At 39.9% G+C, this 22,412-nt stretch carries 12 protein-coding genes; 10 read left to right on the top strand and 2 right to left on the bottom strand.

The window, feature by feature from the left end; genetic code table 11:
* Positions 1 to 14 precede the first annotated feature (14 nt).
* From DBR11_RS02330 to DBR11_RS02285, 10 genes are all read left to right on the top strand, one after another.
* Positions 15 to 2,378 carry an ABC transporter permease gene (locus DBR11_RS02330; RefSeq protein ID WP_108550001.1) on the top strand — a complete coding sequence of 788 codons (2,364 nt, stop codon included), beginning with the start codon at positions 15 to 17 and terminating at the stop codon, positions 2,376 to 2,378.
* 18 nt (positions 2,379 to 2,396) lie between these two features.
* Complete coding sequence (locus tag DBR11_RS02325; RefSeq protein ID WP_108550000.1) at positions 2,397 to 4,763, top strand: ABC transporter permease; 2,367 nt, start codon at positions 2,397 to 2,399, stop codon at positions 4,761 to 4,763.
* 21 nt (positions 4,764 to 4,784) lie between these two features.
* The gene (locus DBR11_RS02320) at positions 4,785 to 7,163 is read left to right on the top strand and encodes an ABC transporter permease (protein WP_108549999.1); all 2,379 of its coding nucleotides are present in this window, start codon (positions 4,785 to 4,787) and stop codon (positions 7,161 to 7,163) included.
* 16 nt (positions 7,164 to 7,179) lie between these two features.
* Entirely contained in the window at positions 7,180 to 9,573 is a 2,394-nt protein-coding gene (locus DBR11_RS02315; protein WP_108549998.1) for an ABC transporter permease, read from the top strand.
* A gap of 20 nt (positions 9,574 to 9,593) precedes the next feature.
* The gene (locus tag DBR11_RS02310) at positions 9,594 to 11,984 is read left to right on the top strand and encodes an ABC transporter permease (protein WP_108549997.1); all 2,391 of its coding nucleotides are present in this window, start codon (positions 9,594 to 9,596) and stop codon (positions 11,982 to 11,984) included.
* A 141-nt stretch (positions 11,985 to 12,125) separates the two neighbouring features.
* Positions 12,126 to 12,809: an ABC transporter ATP-binding protein gene (locus tag DBR11_RS02305; protein ID WP_108550043.1), complete on the top strand. Its 684-nt coding sequence runs from the start codon at positions 12,126 to 12,128 to the stop codon at positions 12,807 to 12,809.
* Positions 12,810 to 12,834: 25 nt separating this feature from the next.
* A complete protein-coding gene (locus DBR11_RS02300; protein WP_108549996.1) occupies positions 12,835 to 15,207 on the top strand; it encodes an ABC transporter permease in 2,373 nt (790 codons plus the stop codon).
* Positions 15,208 to 15,232: 25 nt separating this feature from the next.
* Positions 15,233 to 17,605: an FtsX-like permease family protein gene (locus DBR11_RS02295; RefSeq protein ID WP_108549995.1), complete on the top strand. Its 2,373-nt coding sequence runs from the start codon at positions 15,233 to 15,235 to the stop codon at positions 17,603 to 17,605.
* 40 nt (positions 17,606 to 17,645) lie between these two features.
* Entirely contained in the window at positions 17,646 to 18,446 is an 801-nt protein-coding gene (locus DBR11_RS02290; RefSeq protein ID WP_108549994.1) for an ABC transporter substrate-binding protein, read from the top strand.
* A gap of 11 nt (positions 18,447 to 18,457) precedes the next feature.
* The gene (locus tag DBR11_RS02285) at positions 18,458 to 19,030 is read left to right on the top strand and encodes a DUF1572 domain-containing protein (RefSeq protein WP_108549993.1); all 573 of its coding nucleotides are present in this window, start codon (positions 18,458 to 18,460) and stop codon (positions 19,028 to 19,030) included.
* Here the strand turns inward: DBR11_RS02285 and DBR11_RS02280 are convergent.
* Together DBR11_RS02280 and DBR11_RS02275 are read right to left on the bottom strand one after the other, a co-directional pair.
* Positions 19,027 to 19,557, bottom strand: a complete 531-nt coding sequence (locus DBR11_RS02280) for an OmpA family protein (RefSeq protein ID WP_108549992.1) — start codon at positions 19,555 to 19,557, stop codon at positions 19,027 to 19,029. The genes DBR11_RS02285 and DBR11_RS02280 overlap by 4 nt on opposite strands.
* A 186-nt stretch (positions 19,558 to 19,743) precedes the next feature.
* Complete coding sequence (locus tag DBR11_RS02275) at positions 19,744 to 22,218, bottom strand: M1 family aminopeptidase (RefSeq protein WP_233260619.1); 2,475 nt, start codon at positions 22,216 to 22,218, stop codon at positions 19,744 to 19,746.
* Positions 22,219 to 22,412: the final 194 nt, after the last annotated feature.

Genomic DNA, 22,412 nt, shown 5'->3' with positions numbered 1-22,412 from the left:
CTAACCTAAAAGATATGTTTAAACTGAGCTTTAGAATAGCATTGCGCAACTTATGGAGACATAAGGGATTTACGTTTATTAATATTGGAGGTTTGGCTATTGGGCTGGCCAGTTGTATGTTGTTGCTGTTGTATGTGGCGTATGAATGGGGCTATGATAAACAGTTCAGTAATTATGATAAAACATTTGTGGTATATCTGAACTCTAAAAGCAGTACAGAAATAAAAAGTTATCCTTTTACACCCAAGTTAATGGCGCCAGAGATCAGCGAAAACATACCAGGTGTAGCCTATGCATCCCATGCCTCTTTTCCGGTTGATGAACTGATCAGTTATAAGGAAAAGAATTTAAAAAAAGCTGTCGTTTTTGCAGATCCTTCCTTTTTGAAAATTTTGGATTATACGTTTATTAAAGGAAATCCTAACCGTGCGCTTCAGGATATTAATGCCGTGATTTTAACGGAAACCATGGCGAAAAATTTATTTGGAGATGAAGATCCGATCAACAAAGTCTTAAAATTCCAAAATAGGGAGCCGTTAATTGTAGGAGCTGTTATAGCCGATATCCCTAAAAACAATACGATTCAGTTTGATTACTTATTGTCGTGGTCCTTGAATGAAAAGCTTAATCCCTGGGTAAAGACCTCTACCTGGGGAAATAATTTCTGCTTCACGATTATGCAGTTAAAAGATCTTAAGTACTTTGATGAAGCAAGCAGACTGATTAAAAGTATTTACGTACGCAACAGTGAAGGTTCACCCAATGAGGGCTTAATGCACCCCCTTGCTAAGTGGCATTTAAATGATCAGTTTGAGAATGGGAAATCAACAGGCGGAAAAATTGATCAGCTCAAGATATTTATTGTTCTGGCCTTTTGTATCCTGTTAATTGCCTGTGTTAATTTCATGAACCTTTCTACTGCAAGATCAGAGAAAAGGGCAAGGGAGGTGGGTGTTCGAAAAGCAATAGGTTCTTCAAGAAATGCACTGATCGGGCAGTTTATGCTGGAATCTATGTTGCTTTCTTTGATGGGTATGATCATCGCTTTTACTTTAGTAGAATTGAGTTTGCCGTATTTTAATGGTTTGTTAAATATTGAACTTGTTCTGAATTATGGTGACTGGAAATTTTGGACTGCTTTAGCTGGCTTAACCTTATTTGCCGGATGTATTGCCGGAAGCTATCCTGCTTTCTATCTTTCTTCATTTGAACCAGTAAAAGTATTGAAGGGATTTAGTATGACGGGAAGTTCCTCTTTTTCAGTTAGAAAAATACTGGTTGTATTTCAGTTTGTTTTTGCGGCTTGTTTAATTATTTGTACAGGTGTAATTTATCAGCAGCTTAACTTCATCAAAAACAAGCCTATTGGTTATAATCGGAATGGCCTGATTGAACTACCACTTCAGGGAAATCTCTCTCAGAAAAAAAAGATGGATCTGGTTAAAGATCAGCTGTTAAAATCAGGTGCTGCGGTTTCGGTAACTTACTACAGCCAGAGTTTAAACCAGGGCGCTAATAATACTCATGATTTTTCCTGGCCTGGTAAAGATCCAAATGATCTTGTTTTGATTAACTATCGCGGTGCCGGGGACGATTTTACAGAAACTTTGGGCGCCAGGCTTATTGCAGGAAGAGAATTCTCACCAAAATTTGTGGATACGGCTAATGTGATGCTCAACGAAGCAGCAGTAAAATTGATGGGGTTAAAAAAGCCTGTAAGCGCAGTTATTAAATGGGACGGTACTCCCGTGACTGTTATTGGTGTGTTGAAGGATTTCGTCATGGAATCTCCGTATCAAAATGTTAATCCGATGGTGATATATCATCCAAAGTCTGCTTACAGTTATATGATTGCAAGACTAAATCCTGACCAGAACCTCAGTACCACTCTGACTAAGGTTGATGGGATTATTAAGGCAATAAACCCTGATTTTCCGGTAGACCGTCATTTCATCAGCGATGATTTTGAAAAGAAATTTCAAAATGAACAATTACTGGGTACACTATCCAATTGGTTTGGTGGATTTGCAATTTTTATCTCTTGTTTGGGTTTACTTGGCCTGGCATTATTTATGGCTGAGCAGCGGAAAAAAGAGATCAGTATCCGTAAAGTTTTAGGTGCCAGTACCATGAATATTTTAACGTTGCTAAATAAAGACTTTATAAAGCTGGTGGCTATCGCCAATTTAATAGCCTTTCCATTGGCTTATATCATCATTCATAAATGGCTGTCTGGCTACGAGTTTAGGGTGAAGATTTCCTTTCTGCCTTTCGCTATTGCCATTGGCCTGTCTCTGATCATCGCTGTGCTTACGGTCAGTATGCAGTCTGTTAAAGTAGCGAAAGCCAATCCAATTGATGCGTTGAAATATGAATAATGCTTAATAAGGGGTAATATGTTTAAACTGAATCTGAAAATCGCCTTAAGAAACCTTTGGAAAAACAGGGCCTCCAGTCTGATCAACATAACCGGCCTGGCCATTGGTTTAGCTTCTTGTTTATTGTTGTTATTATATGTTTCATACGAATGGAATTTCGATAAGCAGGGGGAAAATTCCAGCCGGATTTATCAGGTCTTGATTAACTTTGAAAAACCGGAAGGCATAACTACTGGCGTTCAGACGCCTGGTATTATCGGGCCGGTATTAAAGCAGAACTATCCAGGTATAGAAGCCATGAGTAGAATGGATTATGGCAGTCCCTGGTTAATTGCCAATGGCTTAAAGAGTTTTAAAAAGAACGGACGATTTGCGGATCCTGATTTACTGAACATTTTTGATTATACTTTTATCGCAGGTGATCAAAAAACAGCCTTGAACGACCCCAATAATGTTATCCTTTCAGAGTCTACCGCAAGGGTGCTTTTTGGTCGTACCGATGTACTAAATAAAACGCTGCTTTTCGACCATAAGGTGAATTTGAAAGTTACCGGGGTGATTAAAGACCTGCCAGGCAATGTATCTTCAAACTTTGATTTTTTAATGCCATGGAGCCTGTTAGAGGCTATGAACGCGTGGGTTAAAGAACCGCATTGGACAAATAACCAATGGATAACTTTAGTTAAACTGAGCCCGTCAGCTGATCCTGTAGGGATCAACCGTATGATCAAAGGTTTGATCCAAAAGAATGCCTCAAATGTAAAATCTTCCCCTTTTCTTTTTTCCTTTAATAAGCTTCACCTATATGATACTTTTAACAATGGGGTTAGTAGTGGTGGAAAAATAGATCAGGTCATTTTATTTATGGGACTGGCGATAGGTGTTTTGCTGATTGCTTGTATCAATTTTATGAATATGGCGACTGCAAAATCTGAAAAAAGGGCCAAAGAGGTGGGGGTTAAAAAAACAATTGGTGCTACACGTGGTAGTCTGATCAGTCAGTTTTTGATGGAGTCTATGGTCTTGACCTTATGTAGTGCGGTAATGGCTGCGGCTTTAATTGAGTTCTTTCTGCCTGTATTTAATAACATCCTTGGGATAGAATTAACCATAGCTTATTCAAATCCAATGATATGGGCCAGCTTGGTTACCGTTGTTGTGCTTACAGGCCTGATCTCAGGAAGTTATCCTGCATTCTATTTATCTTCTTTCAACCCCGTTCAGGCGCTCAGAAAAAAGATTGGATCAAGCGGGTTGTCCAGTATTAAACTGAGGCAGGTGCTGGTGGTTGGGCAGTTTTGTTTTGCTGTTATTTTGATGATCTCAACTGCTGTGATCTATAAACAAATTCAATATATTAAGAACAGGCCAATCGGTTATCAGTTGGACCAGCTTGTGGAGATGCCGCAGGAAGGAGAACTTCAGGCAAGATTTGAACCCCTGAAAGAAAAACTGCTGCAGTCGGGCGCGGTAACAGCAGTCTGCCAGACATCAGGAACAATGTCTGATTCGAATTCAGACTTTTGGGGTTTGGAATGGGCTGGGGCAACGGATGCAGAAAAGCATATCGTATTTTATCAGATGGCAACGACCTATGATTTTGCTAAAACCACAGGTTTAAAGATCACTGCCGGAAGGGATTTTTCCCGTCGCTTCGCTTCGGATTCCTCAGGAGTGATGCTGAGCCAGCTGGCGATCAAAAAGATGAACTTGCAAGATCCAATTGGAAAAGTGGTGAGATATCAGGGCCAGTTATGTACGATCGTTGGCGTTTTTGGTGATTTCACCTGGGATTCTCCTTTCAAAACCGGTAAGCCAATGCTCATCAGTTTTAACAAAAAAAATGGCGGCATGATTACGATGAGACTGAATACTGCAAAGCCAGCTTCTGCTAACCTGGCTATGATTGAGCGAATTACCAAAGAGTTTAACCCTGCTTATCCTACTGATATTAGATATGTAGACCGGCTTTTTGCGGAGAAACTTCAAACACAAAAAACATTAGGTGTCCTATCTAATCTTTTCGGTGGCCTGGCGATTTTTATATCCTGCATGGGATTATTTGGTTTAGCTGCTTACAGTGCTGAACAAAGAACTAAGGAAATTGGAGTTAGAAAAGTACTTGGCGCTTCTGTCGGCAGTTTAATGCAGCTGCTTTCTATCAATTTCTTAAAAATGGTGATGACTGCAGTGGTCATTGCAGTGCCGATTGCGAGTTATATCATGTCGTACTGGCTAAAAGGTTTTGAATTCCATACCGGTATCAGCTGGCTAATTATTGCCGGTGCGGCAATAGGTACACTAAGCATAGCCTTGCTTACAGTAAGTTTCCAGGCCTATAGGGCGGCTAATAGTAATCCTGTCGAAGCCTTAAAATATGAATAGCTAATCTTAAATGAACCTCAGATGTTTAGACTGAACCTTAAAATCGCCTTACGGAACCTGTGGAAGAACAGGATTTATACAACCATAAATATTGGAGGTCTTGCTATTGCGCTGGCAGCTTTTATCGTCGTGGTTTTATATGTTACTTATGAGACCAGTTATGATAAAGATCTGCCGAATTATGATCGCATTTATTTGGTTGGAAGAAGCTTGCCGGATTCTAAAACAGATTATACGCCAGCGCCTCTTTCTAAACTGATTAAAGATAGTTTTCAGGAAGTCGAAGCGGTTGGAAGGGCAAGGAATACCTGGTTTGAGTTTCCTCTAAATACCGCGCGGGGAAGGGTATATTCGAACAAGGCAATACAATTGGACTTAGAAACGGCTAAGATGTTTGAGATCTGGCCGGATAAGAGGCTAATAGAGACCAAAAGCATGATGCTCGAAATGTATGTACCCAGTCTGTTTCGAAAGGAATTGTTCCCAAATGAAAAGGTCAGTTTTCCCAGACTGGTTGGCATTGGGTCGAAAAAAGCCGGGCAGACCGTAGAAATCAAGGGGATAATCAATCGGTCGGATGAGCACTCAAATCTTAAATTTGACATCCTCGCTTTAGGAAAGGACATTAGCTTTGGTGATCAGGATTATGGTACCAATAATTTCCAAACCTATATCCAGGTTAGAAAAGGGACAGATATTGGTGCTCTTCAGCAAAAAATAGATCTGTTGTATAAAAAGGAACTGATCAAATCTGGTGTTCCGGCCGCAGATCCAAGAATAGCCGGTCGGTCGGTCATCTTTCTTGACCCTTTGAAGAATTTGCACTTGAAACCCATGGCTGGCACAGATACCAACAACAGGATGGTCATTGCGCTTTTTTGGCTCAGTGTATTGATCATGGTTATTGCCTGCATCAATTTTACCAATCTAACCATTGTACAGGCAACTAAAAGGGCTAAAGAAGTGGGGATGAAAAAGGTAATGGGGGCTTATCGGATTGATCTTATTGTTCAGTTTATTGTGGAAATCTATATTCAATGCTGTGTGGCGATGGTTCTGGGTTTGATTATGACTGAAGTATTGCTGCCAGTTTTTAACACACAATTTAATCTGCCGCTTAGCTTATTGAACGGTGACTCTGCTTTGCTCTGGCAATTGCCATTGATATTGTTTGTCATTACAGCTATCTCTGGCGTTTATCCTGCGTTTGTACTTTCAGGTTATAAACCTGCATCTGTTCTTAAAGGTAATTTGCAAACCAGTTATAAAACATTTTGGCTAAGAAATGCACTCCTGGCCGGACAATTTAGTATAGCGGTTATTTTTATCGTAGGGTTGTTCATTATAAATGATCAGCTAAAATATATGCGCACCGAAGATACCGGATTCAAAACCGGACAAGTGGTATATATCAAAAACATACAATTTTATAATAAGCCTAAAGACTTTGATCAGGCAAGAGCAAGAATTATAAAAATACCTGGAGTAAATCATGTTACGGTTAGCTCTGATATTCCTGATGGATCTAAACCAGGAACAAGTATATACAAATTGAGCAATAAAGCGTTATCGCTGGATTTTCTGGATGTTGATTTTGATTACTTTGAAACGCTTAACATTAAACTTAAAGAGGGGCGTTTTTTCTCTCGTGACTTTTATGCAGATAGTGTTAATTCTGCTATCATCAATGAAACTGCGGCGGCCAGATATGGGCTTGTCAATCCGGTTGGTAAAATAATTCGTGGTTGTGATATGGATTATAAGATTGTTGGCGTCATTAAGGATTTTAAGGCACAGGGATTTGAAAGGGCTGTTGAACCGGCTATATATGCGATAAAGAATCCATGTAATAACAGGAAAACGAAGATTATTGTTAATATAGATCAAAATAGAATGGCGGCCGTTCTTGCCACACTAAAATCTCAGTGGTCTGATATTAATAAACTTGACGGTGAAGATTTCAGGTATGAATTCCTGGACGAATTATATGGACGGTTGTTTAAAAAGCAGGAACAGCTACAATCCGTTTTTTTCTTTGCAGCTATACTGACTATTTTCATTGCTATACTGGGGTTGTTTGCTTTTTCTGCTTTTACAACGAACAACAGGATTAAAGAAATATCGATAAGAAAGATACTTGGTGCTACTGATTTGCAGATGTTTAAGTTATTGAATGTGTTTTTTATTTGGATTGTATTGATTGCTAACCTGATCGCCTGGCCATTGGTTTATCTGCTGGCCCGTCAGTGGCTTGCGATGTTCGCTTACCGGATTGATATGCCTTTTTTTCCATTCCTGATTGCTGGAATTGTATCCATCACGCTGACTTTGTTGACCGTTACTATACAGGCTGGAAAAGTAGTTAAAATGAGTCCGGTTGATGCTTTGAAATATGAATAATCCTTAACTGATCTATATGTTTAAACTGAACTTAAAGATTGCACTGCGTAATCTATGGAAATATAAGGGGTATACCCTGATTAATATCGCTGGCTTATCTATCGGGATGGCCAGTTGTATCCTGATCTTTATTTTTATCAGGTATCAAATGAGTTTTGATCAGCAATTTAAGCATAAGGAACGAATCTTCAGGGTGGTATCTTATTGGAAATACGCTGATGGAGAAGAATACCAGAGAGGTGTACCTATCCCTCTGATGTCTGCAGTGCGCAATGATTTCGCACAGATGGAGCAAGTCGCTCCGTTGCAAAGAGGTGGTGGAATTATTCGGGTTAAAGATGATTTGGGTCGCGAAAAGATTAAAGAAACGGTTACGCTGTATTATGTGGAACCACAATTTTTCAAAATATTTGATTATAAATGGCTTCAAGGGAATCCCCAGGAGGCTTTATCTTCTCCAAATACGGTGGCATTGTCTGAGGAAATGGCTGCCAAATACTTTGGAGACTGGCATAAGGCTGTTGGGCAGACCATTAATTATCAGAATAAAAAGGATTTAAAAGTAACCGGTGTATTTGAAAATATCCTGGAGAATACCAGTAATCCGATAAAAATTGCAGTTTCTTATCTGACCTATAGCAAGCGCGATGATAAACACTGGGGAAATGTTTCTTCAGGCACTGAATGTTATGTTCTGTTAAAAGAAGGGGTACGCCCTGCAGATCTCAAGGCGGGGATGAAAAAATTTATAGAGAAATATTATGATGAAGAAGACCGGACAAGGACACAACATTTCTTTCAGCCACTTTCTGAGATTCACTACGATGGCCATTATGGGAATTTTGCAGATAAGTTGATGCCAAAGAGCCAGATTCTGGGCCTGGTTGTGATCGGTTTATTTTTACTGATTACAGCCTGTATCAATTTTATCAACTTGGCAACTGCCCAGGCCATTAGTAGATCTAAAGAGGTTGGGGTACGCAAGGTAATGGGTAGTTTACGGCGTCAGCTGATTACGCAGTTCTTAACGGAAACATTCACCATAACTCTTATTGCACTGGTTTTAGCTTGTACACTTACCGAACTCGCCTTGCCGGGGATGGCCTCTTTGTTTAAGGAGAGGATTTCTTTTAGTTTGCTGGAGCATCCTGTTGTCTTTGTTTTTCTTACAGGTATGGTGGTATTGGTAAGCTTTCTGGCTGGATTTTATCCGGCAATGGTGATGTCTGGCTTTAGTCCTGTATTGGCTATTAAAAATAAAGTGAGTTCGGTCAATTCTGGCGGAGTAGGGCTTCGTAAAGCGCTTGTGGTGGTCCAGTTCTCGATTACCATCATCCTTATTATCGGAACGTTGGTGGTGCTGGCACAAATGAAATACATGCGGGAAAAGCCACTTGGTTTTAATTCGAAGTCTATTGCATTGATTGATGTTCCATTTGATAGCCTGAGCCTGCAGAGATTTGATGGTTTTAAAGAAAAGATATTAAAAGTGCCTGGTGTATTGAATGCAAGTTTTTGCATGGCTGCTCCTTCTTCAGACGACAATAATTTAACGACGATCAATTATCGCAACAACAAGGATGAAGATTTTCAGGTTAACGCCAAACCGGCGGATCAGGATTATTTTAAAACATTTGGTTTAGAGTTGATTGCGGGAAGAGGATTGTCCAGAAGTGATACAACAACAGAGTATGTGATTAATGAAACCTTATTGAAGAAGCTGAATTTTTCCAGTCCGGAAGAGGCCCTCGGGAAAGTGATTAAGGTGGGGGGAAAGACAAGGGCGCCTATTGTAGGTGTAACAAAGGATTTTAATAACCTTACGTTAAAGAAGGGGATCTCCCCGATTGCAATTTTCTCCTTAAAAAAGACTGCCAATATTATTGCAGTTAAAATGGAAACCAAAAGTATGATGTCGGCAATGCCTGAGCTGGAGAAAATTTGGAACAGTACGTTTCCTGAAGATGTATACAGCTTTGATTTTATGGAGGATTTGATTGGAAATTATTATAGGAGTGAACAGGTGATGGGAATACTGTTCAAGGCATTTGCTGCGGTCATCATTTTTATTTCATTCATTGGCTTGTTTGGCTTGATCTCTTTCATTGCTTCACAAAGGACCAGGGAGGTGGCGATCAGAAAAGTATTGGGGGCCACTACACTGGAATTGATTAAAATGCTGAATGGATCCTTCCTGCTTATGGTTTTCTTTGCAAATCTGGTGGCATGGCCACTGGCTTATGTCTTTATTAGCAGGTGGCTTGCAGGGTATACCTATAGAATAGACCTAAGTATTTGGCCTTTTGCTGTCGCGATGTTGATTTCAATGGGTATAACATTGATTACGGTGAGTTTACGGTCTTATAAAGCAGCCAGAACCAACCCTGTTGATGCTTTGAAATACGAGTAAACAATTAATCAGAATTAAAGATGTTTAAACTAAATTTGAAAATCGCGTTAAGGAATTTGTGGAAAAATAAAGGCTTTGCTTTTATCAGTATTGGCGGACTAGGGGTGGCTTTAGCCATTTTTATGCTCGCAATGTTGTATGCAAATTATGAAAAGGGTTACGATTCCTGGAACAGTGGCTATGAAAATATTTACCGGGTAAATTATAAATCACCAGATGAAGATGTTGCTTTGAGCCCGGGTAATATGGCCACTACAAGTAAAGAGAAAATTGCTTCAGTAGCAGCTTCTACCAGGATCCAGGAATACTGGCGGGGAGATCTCTTGTTGAAAACCAAAAATAAGAGCCTGTATTTAAATGATGTCTTGCTGGCAGACAGTAATTTCCTTAAAGTTTTCAATTATCCTTTGCTGTATGGGAATACAAGTAAAGCATTAAATACGCCAAAATCGGTCATTATCAGTAAAGAATTAAGTGAATCTATTTTTGGAAAAGGGATCAATCCGGTAGGTGAAACGGTGATACTTGATCAGAACTCAGGATATATTGTTGATGCTGTAGTGGATGTGGCAAGGTATCCATCACATTTTCGCTTTAGTATGATCAGGAGGTTTAAGAAAAGTATGTCTGATGATTATTATACTAATAATTACTACACGTACATTAAGTTACGATCCCAATCAGATCTTAAGCTGACTACTTCTTTATTAAACCGTAATCGGGAAGAACTCTTAAACGCGGAGTTATTAAAGACGCCGAATGAGGACAAAGCAGATTTTAATGAGTTTATAAATACCAATAAACTTTACCTGCAGCCAATTAAAGATATTCATTTGAATAAAAGTAATGTGGAATATGAATTTGCTGGTAATGGAGTAGGGCTGTATTTGTATCTCATGCTGATTGTGGCTTCACTGGTACTGATCATCGCAGCAGTTAATTTTACTAATCTTTCTGTGACCGTAGCAACCAGACGGGCGAAGGAAACCGGGGTAAGAAAGGTGCTGGGTGCAGATAAATTTCAGATTGGTGTTCAATTTATATTGGAAACCGCGGTGCAATGCGTGGTTAGTTTAGCGATAGGTTTTGTTATACTTGAATTGGTTCTGCCTTCATTTAATGTTTTAATTGATCGGTCTATTTTGCTGGAGAAAGTGTCTGATTATTATGAAATCCTGGCCCAGGTGATGATGGTCTTATTGGTGGTTACTTTAATGGTCGGATTATATCCCGCCTTGTTGATCAGTAATATTGTACCAGCTAAAGTTCTTAAGGGAAACTTTAGCAGCAGTAATAGGGGGGCACTGATCCGGAACGGCCTGATCGTTCTTCAATTTTTTATTGCTATCCTTTTTATTTCTGGCGTTTGGGTGATCAATAACCAATTAAAGTTTATGCAGAATAAAGACCTTGGTTATAAACCAGGTCAGGTAATGGCTTTAACGATTATGCAAGATAGTGGTGATGAGCATTACAGAGCAATTAAGAATGCTTTGAGAGGTATTGAAGGCGTAAATATGATTTCTAGGGCTGATCACCTTCCTGGTGAGGATATGGGCGGAAATAGTTATGGTAACGGAGGGAGGAATTATAACGCCAATTTTATTACGGTAGACGTTGATTATTTTAAAACAATGGGGCTTAAGATGCTGGAGGGAAGGTCGTATCAGGTTGAAAATAAAATGGATACGATGAATTCCCTGATCTTAACACAGTCTGCTGCCAAATTATTTAATCTGGAGAACCCTGTAGGTAAAACGCTTAATTTTCGGGGTAAGAACGTTCGCGTGATTGGGCTGGTAAAAGATTTTAATCATTATAGCCCTGAAAAAAAATATCAGCCAATTGTATTCCAGTATGCCAATGGAAATCCTTTTCTATACGTACTGGTCAATATCTCATCTGGTCAGCCAATGGAAACGATTGCCAAAATCGAAGCCGCATGGCAAAAATTGGAACCAAATTTTCCAGTTAAGTACACGCTATTGGACAAAAAATTTAACAGCTTATTACATAAACAGACTCAATTACGGTCTGTTATCGGTTTCCTTTCTGTTGTAACCATTGGGCTGGCTTTAATGGGCATATTTGCCATCGCAACTTTTACAGCACAGAGAAGAAGTAAGGAGATCAATATTAGAAAGGTGCTTGGTGCTTCGATCTATGATATTTTATCTTTTCTTAATATAGGGTTTGTCAAGCTCGTTATACTGGCAAATATAGTGGCTTGGCCAATTGCCTGTTTTTTGTTGAACAACTGGCTTAATGACTTTGCTTTTAGAATAGAGATGCCCGTTCTTCCTTTTGCTGCTTCCGGAGTGATTACACTCTTATTAACTGTTGCTGTAGTGAGTATGCAATCGTATAAGGCAGCAACAACGAATCCTGTTGATGCACTGAAGTATGAATAAAGAAAGCTGTTCGGGACTGAACGCTTTTATGTCCGATAATGAACAGCGTTCTTCGATAAAATAGTCTTAATTTTGAATAGAGGCCGCTTTTTGCTCTTGGCACATCGTTGGTAACAGGATGAATAATTAATGACACAGAAAATGATAGAATTAAAGAATATAGAAAAGTATTATGCAAACAAAGGGGTAAAGAGTTATATACTCCGACATGTAACCACTTCAATTAAAGAAGGGGAGTTTGTAAGCATTATGGGACCTTCTGGAGCAGGAAAGTCTACTTTACTAAATATTCTGGGTATGCTGGAAGATCCTACCTATGGAGAATATGAGTTTATGGGAGAAAATATCACTTCTTTAAATGAACGTAAGCGGATTGAATTGTACCGTAACCATATTGGTTTTGTATTCCAGGCCTATCATTTGATTGATGAGATGACTGTGGCTGAAAATATTGAGGCGCCTTTGCTTTATAAGAAGATCGGTGGTTCTGAGCGCAAGAGCCGTGTAGCCGATGTACTGGACCGTTTTAATATGGTGGCTAAAAAAGATCTTTTTCCAAATCAATTGTCGGGCGGCCAGCAGCAATTGGTTGGTATTGCACGTGCCTTGGTGGCTCAACCTTCTATCATCTTGGCAGATGAGCCTACAGGAAACCTTCAGTCGGCTCAGGCACTGCAGATTATGGACTTATTTAAAAAGTTAAATGAGGAGGAGGGGATTACGATTGTACAGGTAACGCATTCGGAAATCAATGCCGGTTATGGGTCGCGCATTTTGCATTTGCTGGATGGGGTGATCAAGGAAGATGTGGCAACAACGGTATAGGATCAATATGGATTAACTTCAAGCGATGTTTAAACTTAACCTAAAAATAGCTTTCCGGAACCTCTGGAGAAATAAAACGGCTTCTTTCATTAATGTTATCGGTTTGGCTATAGGTCTGGCTTCCTGTTTGATGTTGCTGTTGTATGTTTCTTATGAATGGAACTTTGATAAGCATTTTAAAGAGGCAGGGCAGGTTTACCAGGTGATGACTAATTTTAAGGATGCTAACGGAAAGATCAATGGTACCGGAGATGTGACTGGGAATGTCATTGCCGGGGCAATCAAAGAGGAAATCCCAGGGGTAGAAGCCATAAGCAGATTGGGGTATGGTGGGCAGTCATTGATTGCAAACGGATCCAGCAGTTTTAAAAAAGAAGCCAAGTTTGCTGATCCTGATCTTTTGAAGATTTATAATTATGAGTTTATTGCCGGTAATCCGGGGACTGCCTTGAATGACCCCAAATCGGTTGTTCTGACAGAAAGAATGGCTAAACTTCTGTTCCCGGATGGTGATGCCCTTAACCAGTCTGTTCGTTATGACGACAAGACGGATTTGAAGGTGAGTGGAGTGATTAGAGACCTTCCTTCTAATACCTCTAATAGGTTTGATTTTTTAATGCCCTGGTCATTTTATGAAACATTGTTTGATTGGGTAAAAGATCCGAGCTGGACAAATTTTAATTGGCAGACACTGGTTAAATTAGACAAGCATGTAGATCTGAATCTCGTCAATTTAAAGATGAAAGGGATGATGGAATTGCATCAAAAAGATACCCGTGCAGAATCTTTCTTATATCCGTTGTCAGAAAAGCATCTGTACGGAAAATTTGAAAATGGAAAAGGGGTTGGCGGTGACGTAGAACGTATTTATCTCTTTGCAGGATTGGCATTGGGTATTTTATTGATCGCTTGTGTCAATTTTATGAATATGGCTACTGCCAAGTCAGAAAAACGAGCAAAGGAAGTAGGAATTAAAAAAACAATCGGAGCTGGCAGAGGTTCATTGATCGCTCAGTTCTTTTTAGAAGCTATGCTACTGACCATGATTGGTGTATTAGCTGCCATCGCTATGCTGGAATTGTTGCTTCCTACATTTAACAACCTGCTACATATTCAATTAAGTGCCTCTGTACTTAATGGAGGCTATTGGGTATGGATTTTACTTATTGTACTTATTACGGGATTATTGTCTGGAATTTATCCTGCTCTTTATTTGTCTTCATTCGATCCTATTCAGACCCTGAAGAAGAAAGCAGTCAGGGCAAAGGCTGTTCCAATGAGTTTGCGGCAGGTATTGGTTGTGGGACAGTTTTGTTTTGCCTTGTTACTGATTATTGCTACTCTTGTGATTTATAAGCAGCTTTCTTTTATTAAAAACCGCCCCCTGGGATATGATACGAACTTGCTGGTTGAAATGCCTCAGGATGGTCTTTTGCAGGGGAAATATGAATTGTTAAGAACAAATTTGCTGAAGTCGGGTGCAATAACTTCTATGTGCCAGTCTTCCATGAGTATCTCTAATGAGGGGTCCAGTTTCTGGAATTTTGAATGGCCCGGTATGGCAGATCAGGACAAACAAATTGTCTTTAATCAAATAGCTACGACATATAATTTTATTAAAACCAATGGAATAAAATTAATTCAGGGTCGTGATTTTTCCAGGAATTTTGCTTCTGATACGGCAGGGGTTTTGCTGAGCAGTTCTGCTGTGAAAATCATGAACTTAAAGGATCCGCTGGGCGCAAAAGTAAAATATCACGGACAGGACGCTGTTGTTATTGGTGTATTCAAAGATTTTATTTGGGGATCGCCGTTTTACAGTGACCGGCCAATGGTGGTGGCTTATAGTAAAAACTGGAATGGTGTTGTTACGATGCGTTTGAATCCTGCAAACAGTTTAAGTCAGAATATAGATCTGATAAAGACCGTTACTAAAAATATTAATCCAGCTTATCCGGTAGAAGTGAAGTTTGTGAATGAACTTTATGCACATAAATTGCAAGCGGAAAATACCTTGGGAGTCTTGTCGAATCTTTTTGGTGGGCTATCCATTTTTGTTTCCTGTCTGGGATTGTTTGGCCTGGCGGCTTATAGTGCGGAGCAAAGAACGAAGGAATTTGGCGTTCGCAAAGTATTGGGGGCTTCTATGCTCAACCTTATGCAATTGCTCTCTTTGTCGTTTATGAAGATGATCTTTATCTCTGTTGTTATTTCAATCCCTCTGGGCTATTACTTGATGGGAAAGTGGCTGTTGAAATTTGAGTTCCATACAACGATCAGCTGGTGGATCATTGGTATTGCTGCAATAGGTACTTTGTTTATTGCACTATTGACTGTTAGTTTTCAAGCCTACAAATCTGCAAGAGCCAACCCGGTGGATGCTTTGAAATATGAATAATACCTGAGACCTCAATTGTACATATATGTTTAGGTTAAATCTGAAGATTGCTTTAAGAAGTTTGTGGAAGAACAGGTCTTCTTCTGTCATTAACATTACAGGTCTCTCTATTGGTCTGACTTCCTGTTTGCTCCTGATCTTGTATGTCTCTTATGAATGGAACTTCGATAAGCAATTTAAAGATTCAAAAGGTATTTACCAGGTGATGGTCAATGTGCAGGACCTTAATGGCCATAAAGTAATGACCATTGACCAGACACAGAATGTGCTTGCCCAAACTTTGAAGCAAGAGTATCCGGAGATTGCGCAAATTGCGAGAACGACAGGTCTTTCTAAAAGGTTGCTTGCAAATGGTCAAAAAAACATCAAGGTACAGAGCCGCTATGCTGATCCTTCTTTTCTTGATATTTTTAATTACCAGTCCGTTAGAGGAGATCTGAAAAGTGCATTAACGCAACCAAATTCTATTCTTTTAACAGAAAGTACAGCCCGGCGTTTATTTGGAACTGTAGATGTTTTAAACAAGACTTTGAAATTTGAGAATCAAACGGATTTGAAAGTAACGGCGGTAGTTAAGGATCTTCCGGAAAATATAACTTATGCTTTTGAGGCCTTAGTACCCTGGCGGATATTTGAGGCTCTAAACCAATGGCCTGAAAAACCCAATTGGGGAAACCATAGTTTCAACACGATTCTGAAGCTAAACCCTGGTGCTGTAGCAGAGCAATTGAATCTGAAAATAAAACATACCGTTGAAAAGCATTTTCCTGTAGCTAAAGAGGATGTCTTTGTTTACCCGCTTACTAAACTGCATCTATATGGTCATTTTGTAAATGGAGAAAGCAGTGGAGGAAAAATACAACAGCTGAGGATCTTTGTGTCACTCGCACTCGGAATTCTACTTCTGGCCTGTATCAATTTTATTAATTTGAGTACAGCACATGCACAAAGGAGAGCAAAAGAAGTTGGAATTAAGAAAAGTGTTGGTGCATCAAAGCGTTCGCTTGTTCTTCAATTTCTTGTAGAATCGTTCATTTTAACTGTAATCAGTGTTGTGATCAGTATCGTGCTGGCGGAGCTCTTTTTACCCTGGTTTAACCATTTACTCGACATTAATATCCGGATAAACTATCTGGATCCTGTAAGCTGGCTCATTTTGACTGGCGTGTTATTGTTAACCGCTTTTCTGGCGGGCTTTTACCCTGCCTTTTACCTGGCAAACTTTAATCCTGTCCAAGCCTTAAAAAAACAGGTGCAGCAGCCTGGGATTTACACCTTGAATCTGAGGCAAATTCTGGTGGTATTCCAATTTAGTTTTGCCGTTATACTTATTGCAGTAACCCTAACAATCTATAAGCAGATTCAATTCATAAAAAACAGGCCATTGGGTTATCATTCAAACGGCCTGATCGAGGTTCCTCATGAGGGGCTTTTATATGAACGGTATGATTTATTAAAAAACAGGTTGTTGTCAAGTGGTGCAGTAACTGCAGTTACTCAATCTTCAGATGGAATTACTGAACGTGAAAGCAGTATTCGTGGCTTGGTATGGGAGGGGATGTCTGCAGGAGACAAACTGATTGATTTTGACCAAATCTACACGACAACGGATTTTACAAAGACGATGGGCATCAGGCTGTTATCCGGCCGAGATTTTAATAGCAAAATGGCTTCAGATACCCTGGGGTTGTTGTTAAGTAAAAAGGCGGTTCAGGTTATGAACCTCAAAGAGCCGCTTGGGGCGAGAATACTTTACCAGGGACAAAAAAGGACCGTGGTTGGTGTATTTGAAGATTTTGTATGGGGAGACCGCAGTAAATTTGGTGCACCTATGGTCATTGCATATGCCACAGGGATTAGTGATGCCATTACAATGCATTTGAATCCTGAACAGAGCCTGACTGAAAGTGTAGAGGTCATTGCTGCACTTTTAAAGGAACTTAATCCTGACTTTCCGGTAGAGATTAGGTTTATTGACAATCTGAATGCAGCGAAATTGAAGGAAGAGGCTATTTTGAGCAGTTTATCCAATTTGTTTGGTTTTCTATCCATATTTATTTCTTGCATGGGATTATTTGGGCTTTCGGCCTATAGTGCAGCACAACGTACCAAAGAAATTGGAATACGGAAGGTACTGGGGGCATCTGTGAAGGAATTGATGACAATGCTATCTTCAGATTTTGTGAAATTGGTGCTGATCTCTATCCTTATCTCCTTGCCAGTGGCCTATATGATAATGGTAAAGTGGTTGCAGAACTTTGATATCCAAACCCCTTTGAGCGGGTGGATCTTTATCCTGACCGCATTGATTACTGTTTTTATTGCTGTTTTAACCGTAAGCTGGCAAACGTATAAAGCTGCCAGGACTAATCCGATAGATGCATTGAAATATGAGTAATAGTTTTGTAATGCTGAATGATGGTTAGTTATCTTTGTGTATGCCAAGAACTTTTACCGATCAGTTGGGGAGGGAAATCGTTATAGAGTATCCTCCAAAGAGAATTGTCTCTATTGTGCCTTCTCAAACAGAGTTGTTGTTTGACCTTGGGCTGAGTAATGAGGTGATTGGTATTACTAAATTTTGTGTTCATCCGGAAAGTCGCTTTAAAGAAAAAGTGAAAATTGGAGGAACTAAAAAACTGAATATCGAGCTGATCCGAAGCTTGAAACCGGATCTTATTATTGGTAATAAAGAGGAGAATGAACAAAGTCAGATGGAATTGCTGATGGAGGAATTTCCGGTATGGATGAGTGATATTGCTGATCTGGAGGGTGCAAAGCATACCATTTTGCAGATTGGTGAACTGGTGAACAGGGAGCCGGAAGCCGCGTATTTGAACCATTTGATCCAGGTTGGTTTTGCAGATTTGCAAGTCCTGGCCTTGCAAAACAACCTTCATAAAAAAGTAGCCTATCTGATTTGGAAAGACCCTTATATGTTTGCTGGTCAAGATACCTTTATCAATGATGTTTTAATGAGGAATGGATTGCAGAATGTGGTGAAGATGTCCCGTTACCCGGAACTCGGGCTAAGTGACCTGGCCGAGCTGGAACCTGATCTTGTTTTTCTTTCTTCTGAGCCCTATCCTTTTAAAGAGAAGCATCTGGGACAGGTGAGGGAGATGGTGCCTGGGGCGAGAGTGATGCTGGTGGATGGAGAAATGTTTTCCTGGTATGGCAGCAGGTTGGTTAAAGCGGTGGAGTACTTTTTTTATTTACAAAAGGAACTCTATTCTTAATTATTAAAAGTATGACGACAGATTATTTAGATAGTGTAATTAAACAATTTGAATATTACAAACTGATCGGAGATAAGGCCATTGCCCAAGTCCCTGAAGATAAACTATTCTGGCAGTTTAATGAAGACAGCAATAGTATAGCTTTAATTATAAAACATCTGAGTGGGAATATGCTTTCCCGCTGGACTGATTTCCTGATATCTGATGGTGAAAAGCCCTGGCGAAACAGGGATGAAGAATTTGAAGCTCCGGTTTTTGATAAAACGGAGCTTCTGGAGCAATGGGAAAATGGTTGGCGTTGTTTGTTTAGTGCAATCCGCCCTTTGAAAGCGGATGACCTGGATAAAACTGTCTACATCAGGAACATGGGGCATACTGTAACAGAAGCCATTAACAGGCAACTGGCGCATTATCCATATCATATTGGCCAGATTGTTTTCTTAGCAAAAATGCTTTGCACCAATGCATGGGAATCTTTGTCTATACCAAGGGGAAATTCACAAATTTACAATGCGGAAAAGTTTAATCAGCCCAAACGCAAAGCACATTTTACCGATGAGTTTATAAAACCCAAAGAAGATTAAATCCCTTTAAGCAAGGTAATTTCTACTCTGCGGTTTTTTAAACGGCCTTCTTTTGTTTTATTGTCGGCAATGGGTTGTGTATCTCCAAGTCCCGCTGTTTTGATCCGTTCGGCATTGATTCCAAGACCGACAAGGTAGGTTTTTACCGAAACAGCACGTTTTTCTGATAGCCACTGATTGTATACTGCTGTGCCTGTTTTATCGGAATGTCCTTCGATAAGGATTTTCCTGCTTTTGTCTTTTTCCTGAATCACTTTTGCAACATCAGCTAGCCTTTTCTTCGAATCTTCACTGAGATAAGAGGAATTGGTTGGAAATAAAATTTCAGAACTGAAGGTGAATTTAATACCAGCATTTGTACGTTCTACCTGATCTTGTGGAAGGTCTTTCTTAATCTTATCTAATTCAGGATCTGGGGTGGTATTTTCTACCTGTTGTGCTGGTGTCTGAACCAGTTTTTTCTTGGTTTTACAAGAGAGCGTAACGGTAAGCAACAAGGCTAAAAGGAAGGTTGTTTTATGCGTCATATTAAAATGGGTAAACGTAAAGATAATAAAACCATCATGTGTAGCACTACACAAACCGAAATGAATAAATTGTTAGTAGCACATGATAGCTTCATAACCTTTAAAAATCAAATTATATACGGATGAAAAAAAGGAAGGGTGATTTACCCCTCCTTTTTTCTGTCTTATTGAAGCTCTAGATTTAGCTTATTTAAGCTCAGCCAATGCAGCATCTATATAAGATAAGCTGGCCTGGTCTTGTTTTTTCTGTTTAAGCTGGTTTAAGAAGTTGCTTACAAAGGTGTTTGCTCCGTAAGATTTATACTTAATTCCTATGCTTTTTACGGCGTCAACTCCTTTTTTAAGTTCATTAATGTCATTAACCTTGCCCAGCATATTCATATAGCCTGGGATCAGTTGTACTTGTTCCTGCGGACCAAGCGCTGTGAATTTTTCGGTAATGAAGGGAAGTTCTTTCTCTGAACCGTATTTTGAATAGACATTCACGATGGCTTCGGTTAATGCTTTTTTATTGTCTTTCTCCAGATTTTTTGCTGCTGCGAGGGCTTCGTCAGATTTTTGCAGCGACAAAGCCATAAGAGACGCACCTTGAATAGCATAAGATGGACTTTGCAGGCCCTTTTTGAATAACGGAAGATCTGCTGGGTTGGCACTTGTTCCGATGGCGCTTATGGCTGCTGCCTGTACCAATGTGTTCGGATCTGAAGCAGCTAGTTTCTGGATCAGAGGTAATGCTGCTTTAACAGTTTCCGGGTCAGTTAGGTCAGTGGCTTCCAGAGCCTCCAGGCGAAGACCATAATACTTGTCATTTAAAGCTGCGAGTAGAATTTGAGCTGCATTTGGATCTTTCTTGTTTTTGTCTGCAGCAATAATGGCTTCTAATCTGTCTGCATATAGTGGAGCATGTGCATATTGAAATGCATATTCACTCAGAGATTTATGATCTGTTTTTACGGCGAGTAGAACCTTGTCTGCATCTACGTTGACCAGATCAGGTTTAGCAGCTGCAGGGAAGGTGAAGGTTTGCTCAGCGTCTTTCATCGTAATTTGAAAGCGCTTTTTTGCCGCTCCGGAATAGACCTCAACCGCCATAGGCAGGATGAAAGGTATGCCGCCTTGTGTTTGTTTCAGGGTTACTTTTTCTGTTTTAGAAGCCTCATCCCATGCATAATCTATGGTTAACAAGGGGTGGCCAGCACTAAAATACCACTGGTTGAAGAACCAGTTCATATCCTGTCCGCTAGCCTCTTCCATAGCCAAACGGAGCTGGTGTGCTTCGCCATTTTTAAAGGCATTTTGTTTTAAATAGATGTTTAAACCTTTGAAAAATACCTTGTCACCAAGATAATTACGCATCATGTTCAGGATGCGGCCGCCTTTTTGATAGGAAACCAAGTCAAAAACTTCTTCTTTGTCTGCATAGTGGAAACGAACGAGGTTCTTAAGCGCATCATTCTTAGAGCCCAGGTAATTGGCCATGTCTTTATAGTTGTGGGCGTCCCCTTCGTCTTTACCATACTTATGTTCCGCCCACAGGACTTCGCTATAATTAGCAAAAGATTCATTAACGGTGAGGTTACTCCAGCTTTCTGCGGTCACATAATCCCCAAACCACTGGTGGAACAATTCGTGTGCAATGGTGCTTTCTGCTTGTCCGTAATAGTCGTCCAGGATTTCGCGTTGTGTACGCTGAACGTACTCTCCATGGAGCGTAGCTGATGTATTTTCCATAGCCCCGCTCACATAATCACGTACGACAATCTGACTGTATTTGTTCCATGGGAAATCAATTCCTAATGTATTGGAATAAAAATCAATCATTTGAGGCGTCAAACCAAAGATTTGTTTGGCGAAAGGGGCGTAGGCAGGTTCAAGATAATAGTTGACCTCTTTATCCTTCCATTTGTCTTTATAGATTTTGAAATCTCCTACAGCCATCATAAACAGGTAAGGGGAGTGTGGAAGATCCATTTTCCAGGTATCTGTTCGTGTACCATTAGTGTTTTTGATTTGGGTTGTCAATTTTCCGTTAGACAGGGTCACATATTTGGCTGGTACAGTCATACTGATTTCTGCAGTAGTTTTCTGATTCGGTTTGTCGATGGTAGGAAACCATGCAGATGAAGATTCTGTTTCTCCCTGGGTCCAGATTTGTACGGGTTTACCTTTTATGGTACTGTCAGGATTGATAAAATAAAGTCCTTTTGCATCTGTAATCGCGGCGCTGCCTTTGGCTTTAAGTTCATCAGGCTTGGCTGTATATTCAATGAATATGGTGTAGTTCTGACCGGCAGGATAAGTTTTTCCAAGCTGGATCTTCAGCTGTTCATTATCGTAGACATATTTTAATTTTTGTAGTTCTTTACCGTTAACTATGGCAATGGTTTTAATATCCATGCCTTTAGCATCCAGTGTTAAAGAATCTGTAGAATAAGCATAAGGTTTTAAGGTTAGCCATTCTTTGCCGAATAAATAGCGTTTGGAATAATCAAATCTAACATCCAGCTTGGTGTGTACCAATGCATTGATTTTTGTTGCAGAAGCACGGTAAACAGACTCGGTTTTAGCCGGAGTTTGAGACTCGGTTTGCGCCATAACGCTGCTTGCTGCCAGTACAAATAACATACAGGCATAAGTTGATCTTCTGAATATATCTTTCATTTAAGTTAATTAAGCTCCTAAAATACAGAATCACTTTAATATAGAAAAGTGGAATCCAGATCTTTGATCATCCAGATGGTGCAGGCGTGATGCCCTGAATTTCCAAGTGCGTGCTCCAGGTGAATAAAGCCTGCTTTAATATACATACTTACGGCTTTTTCCAGTTGGGGGAAAGATTCAAGGTACAATTGATG

This window comes from Pedobacter sp. HMWF019 (genome assembly GCF_003061025.1).
GTDB lineage: Bacteria > Bacteroidota > Bacteroidia > Sphingobacteriales > Sphingobacteriaceae > Pedobacter.
This window is presented reverse-complemented; position numbering and strand designations above follow the sequence as displayed.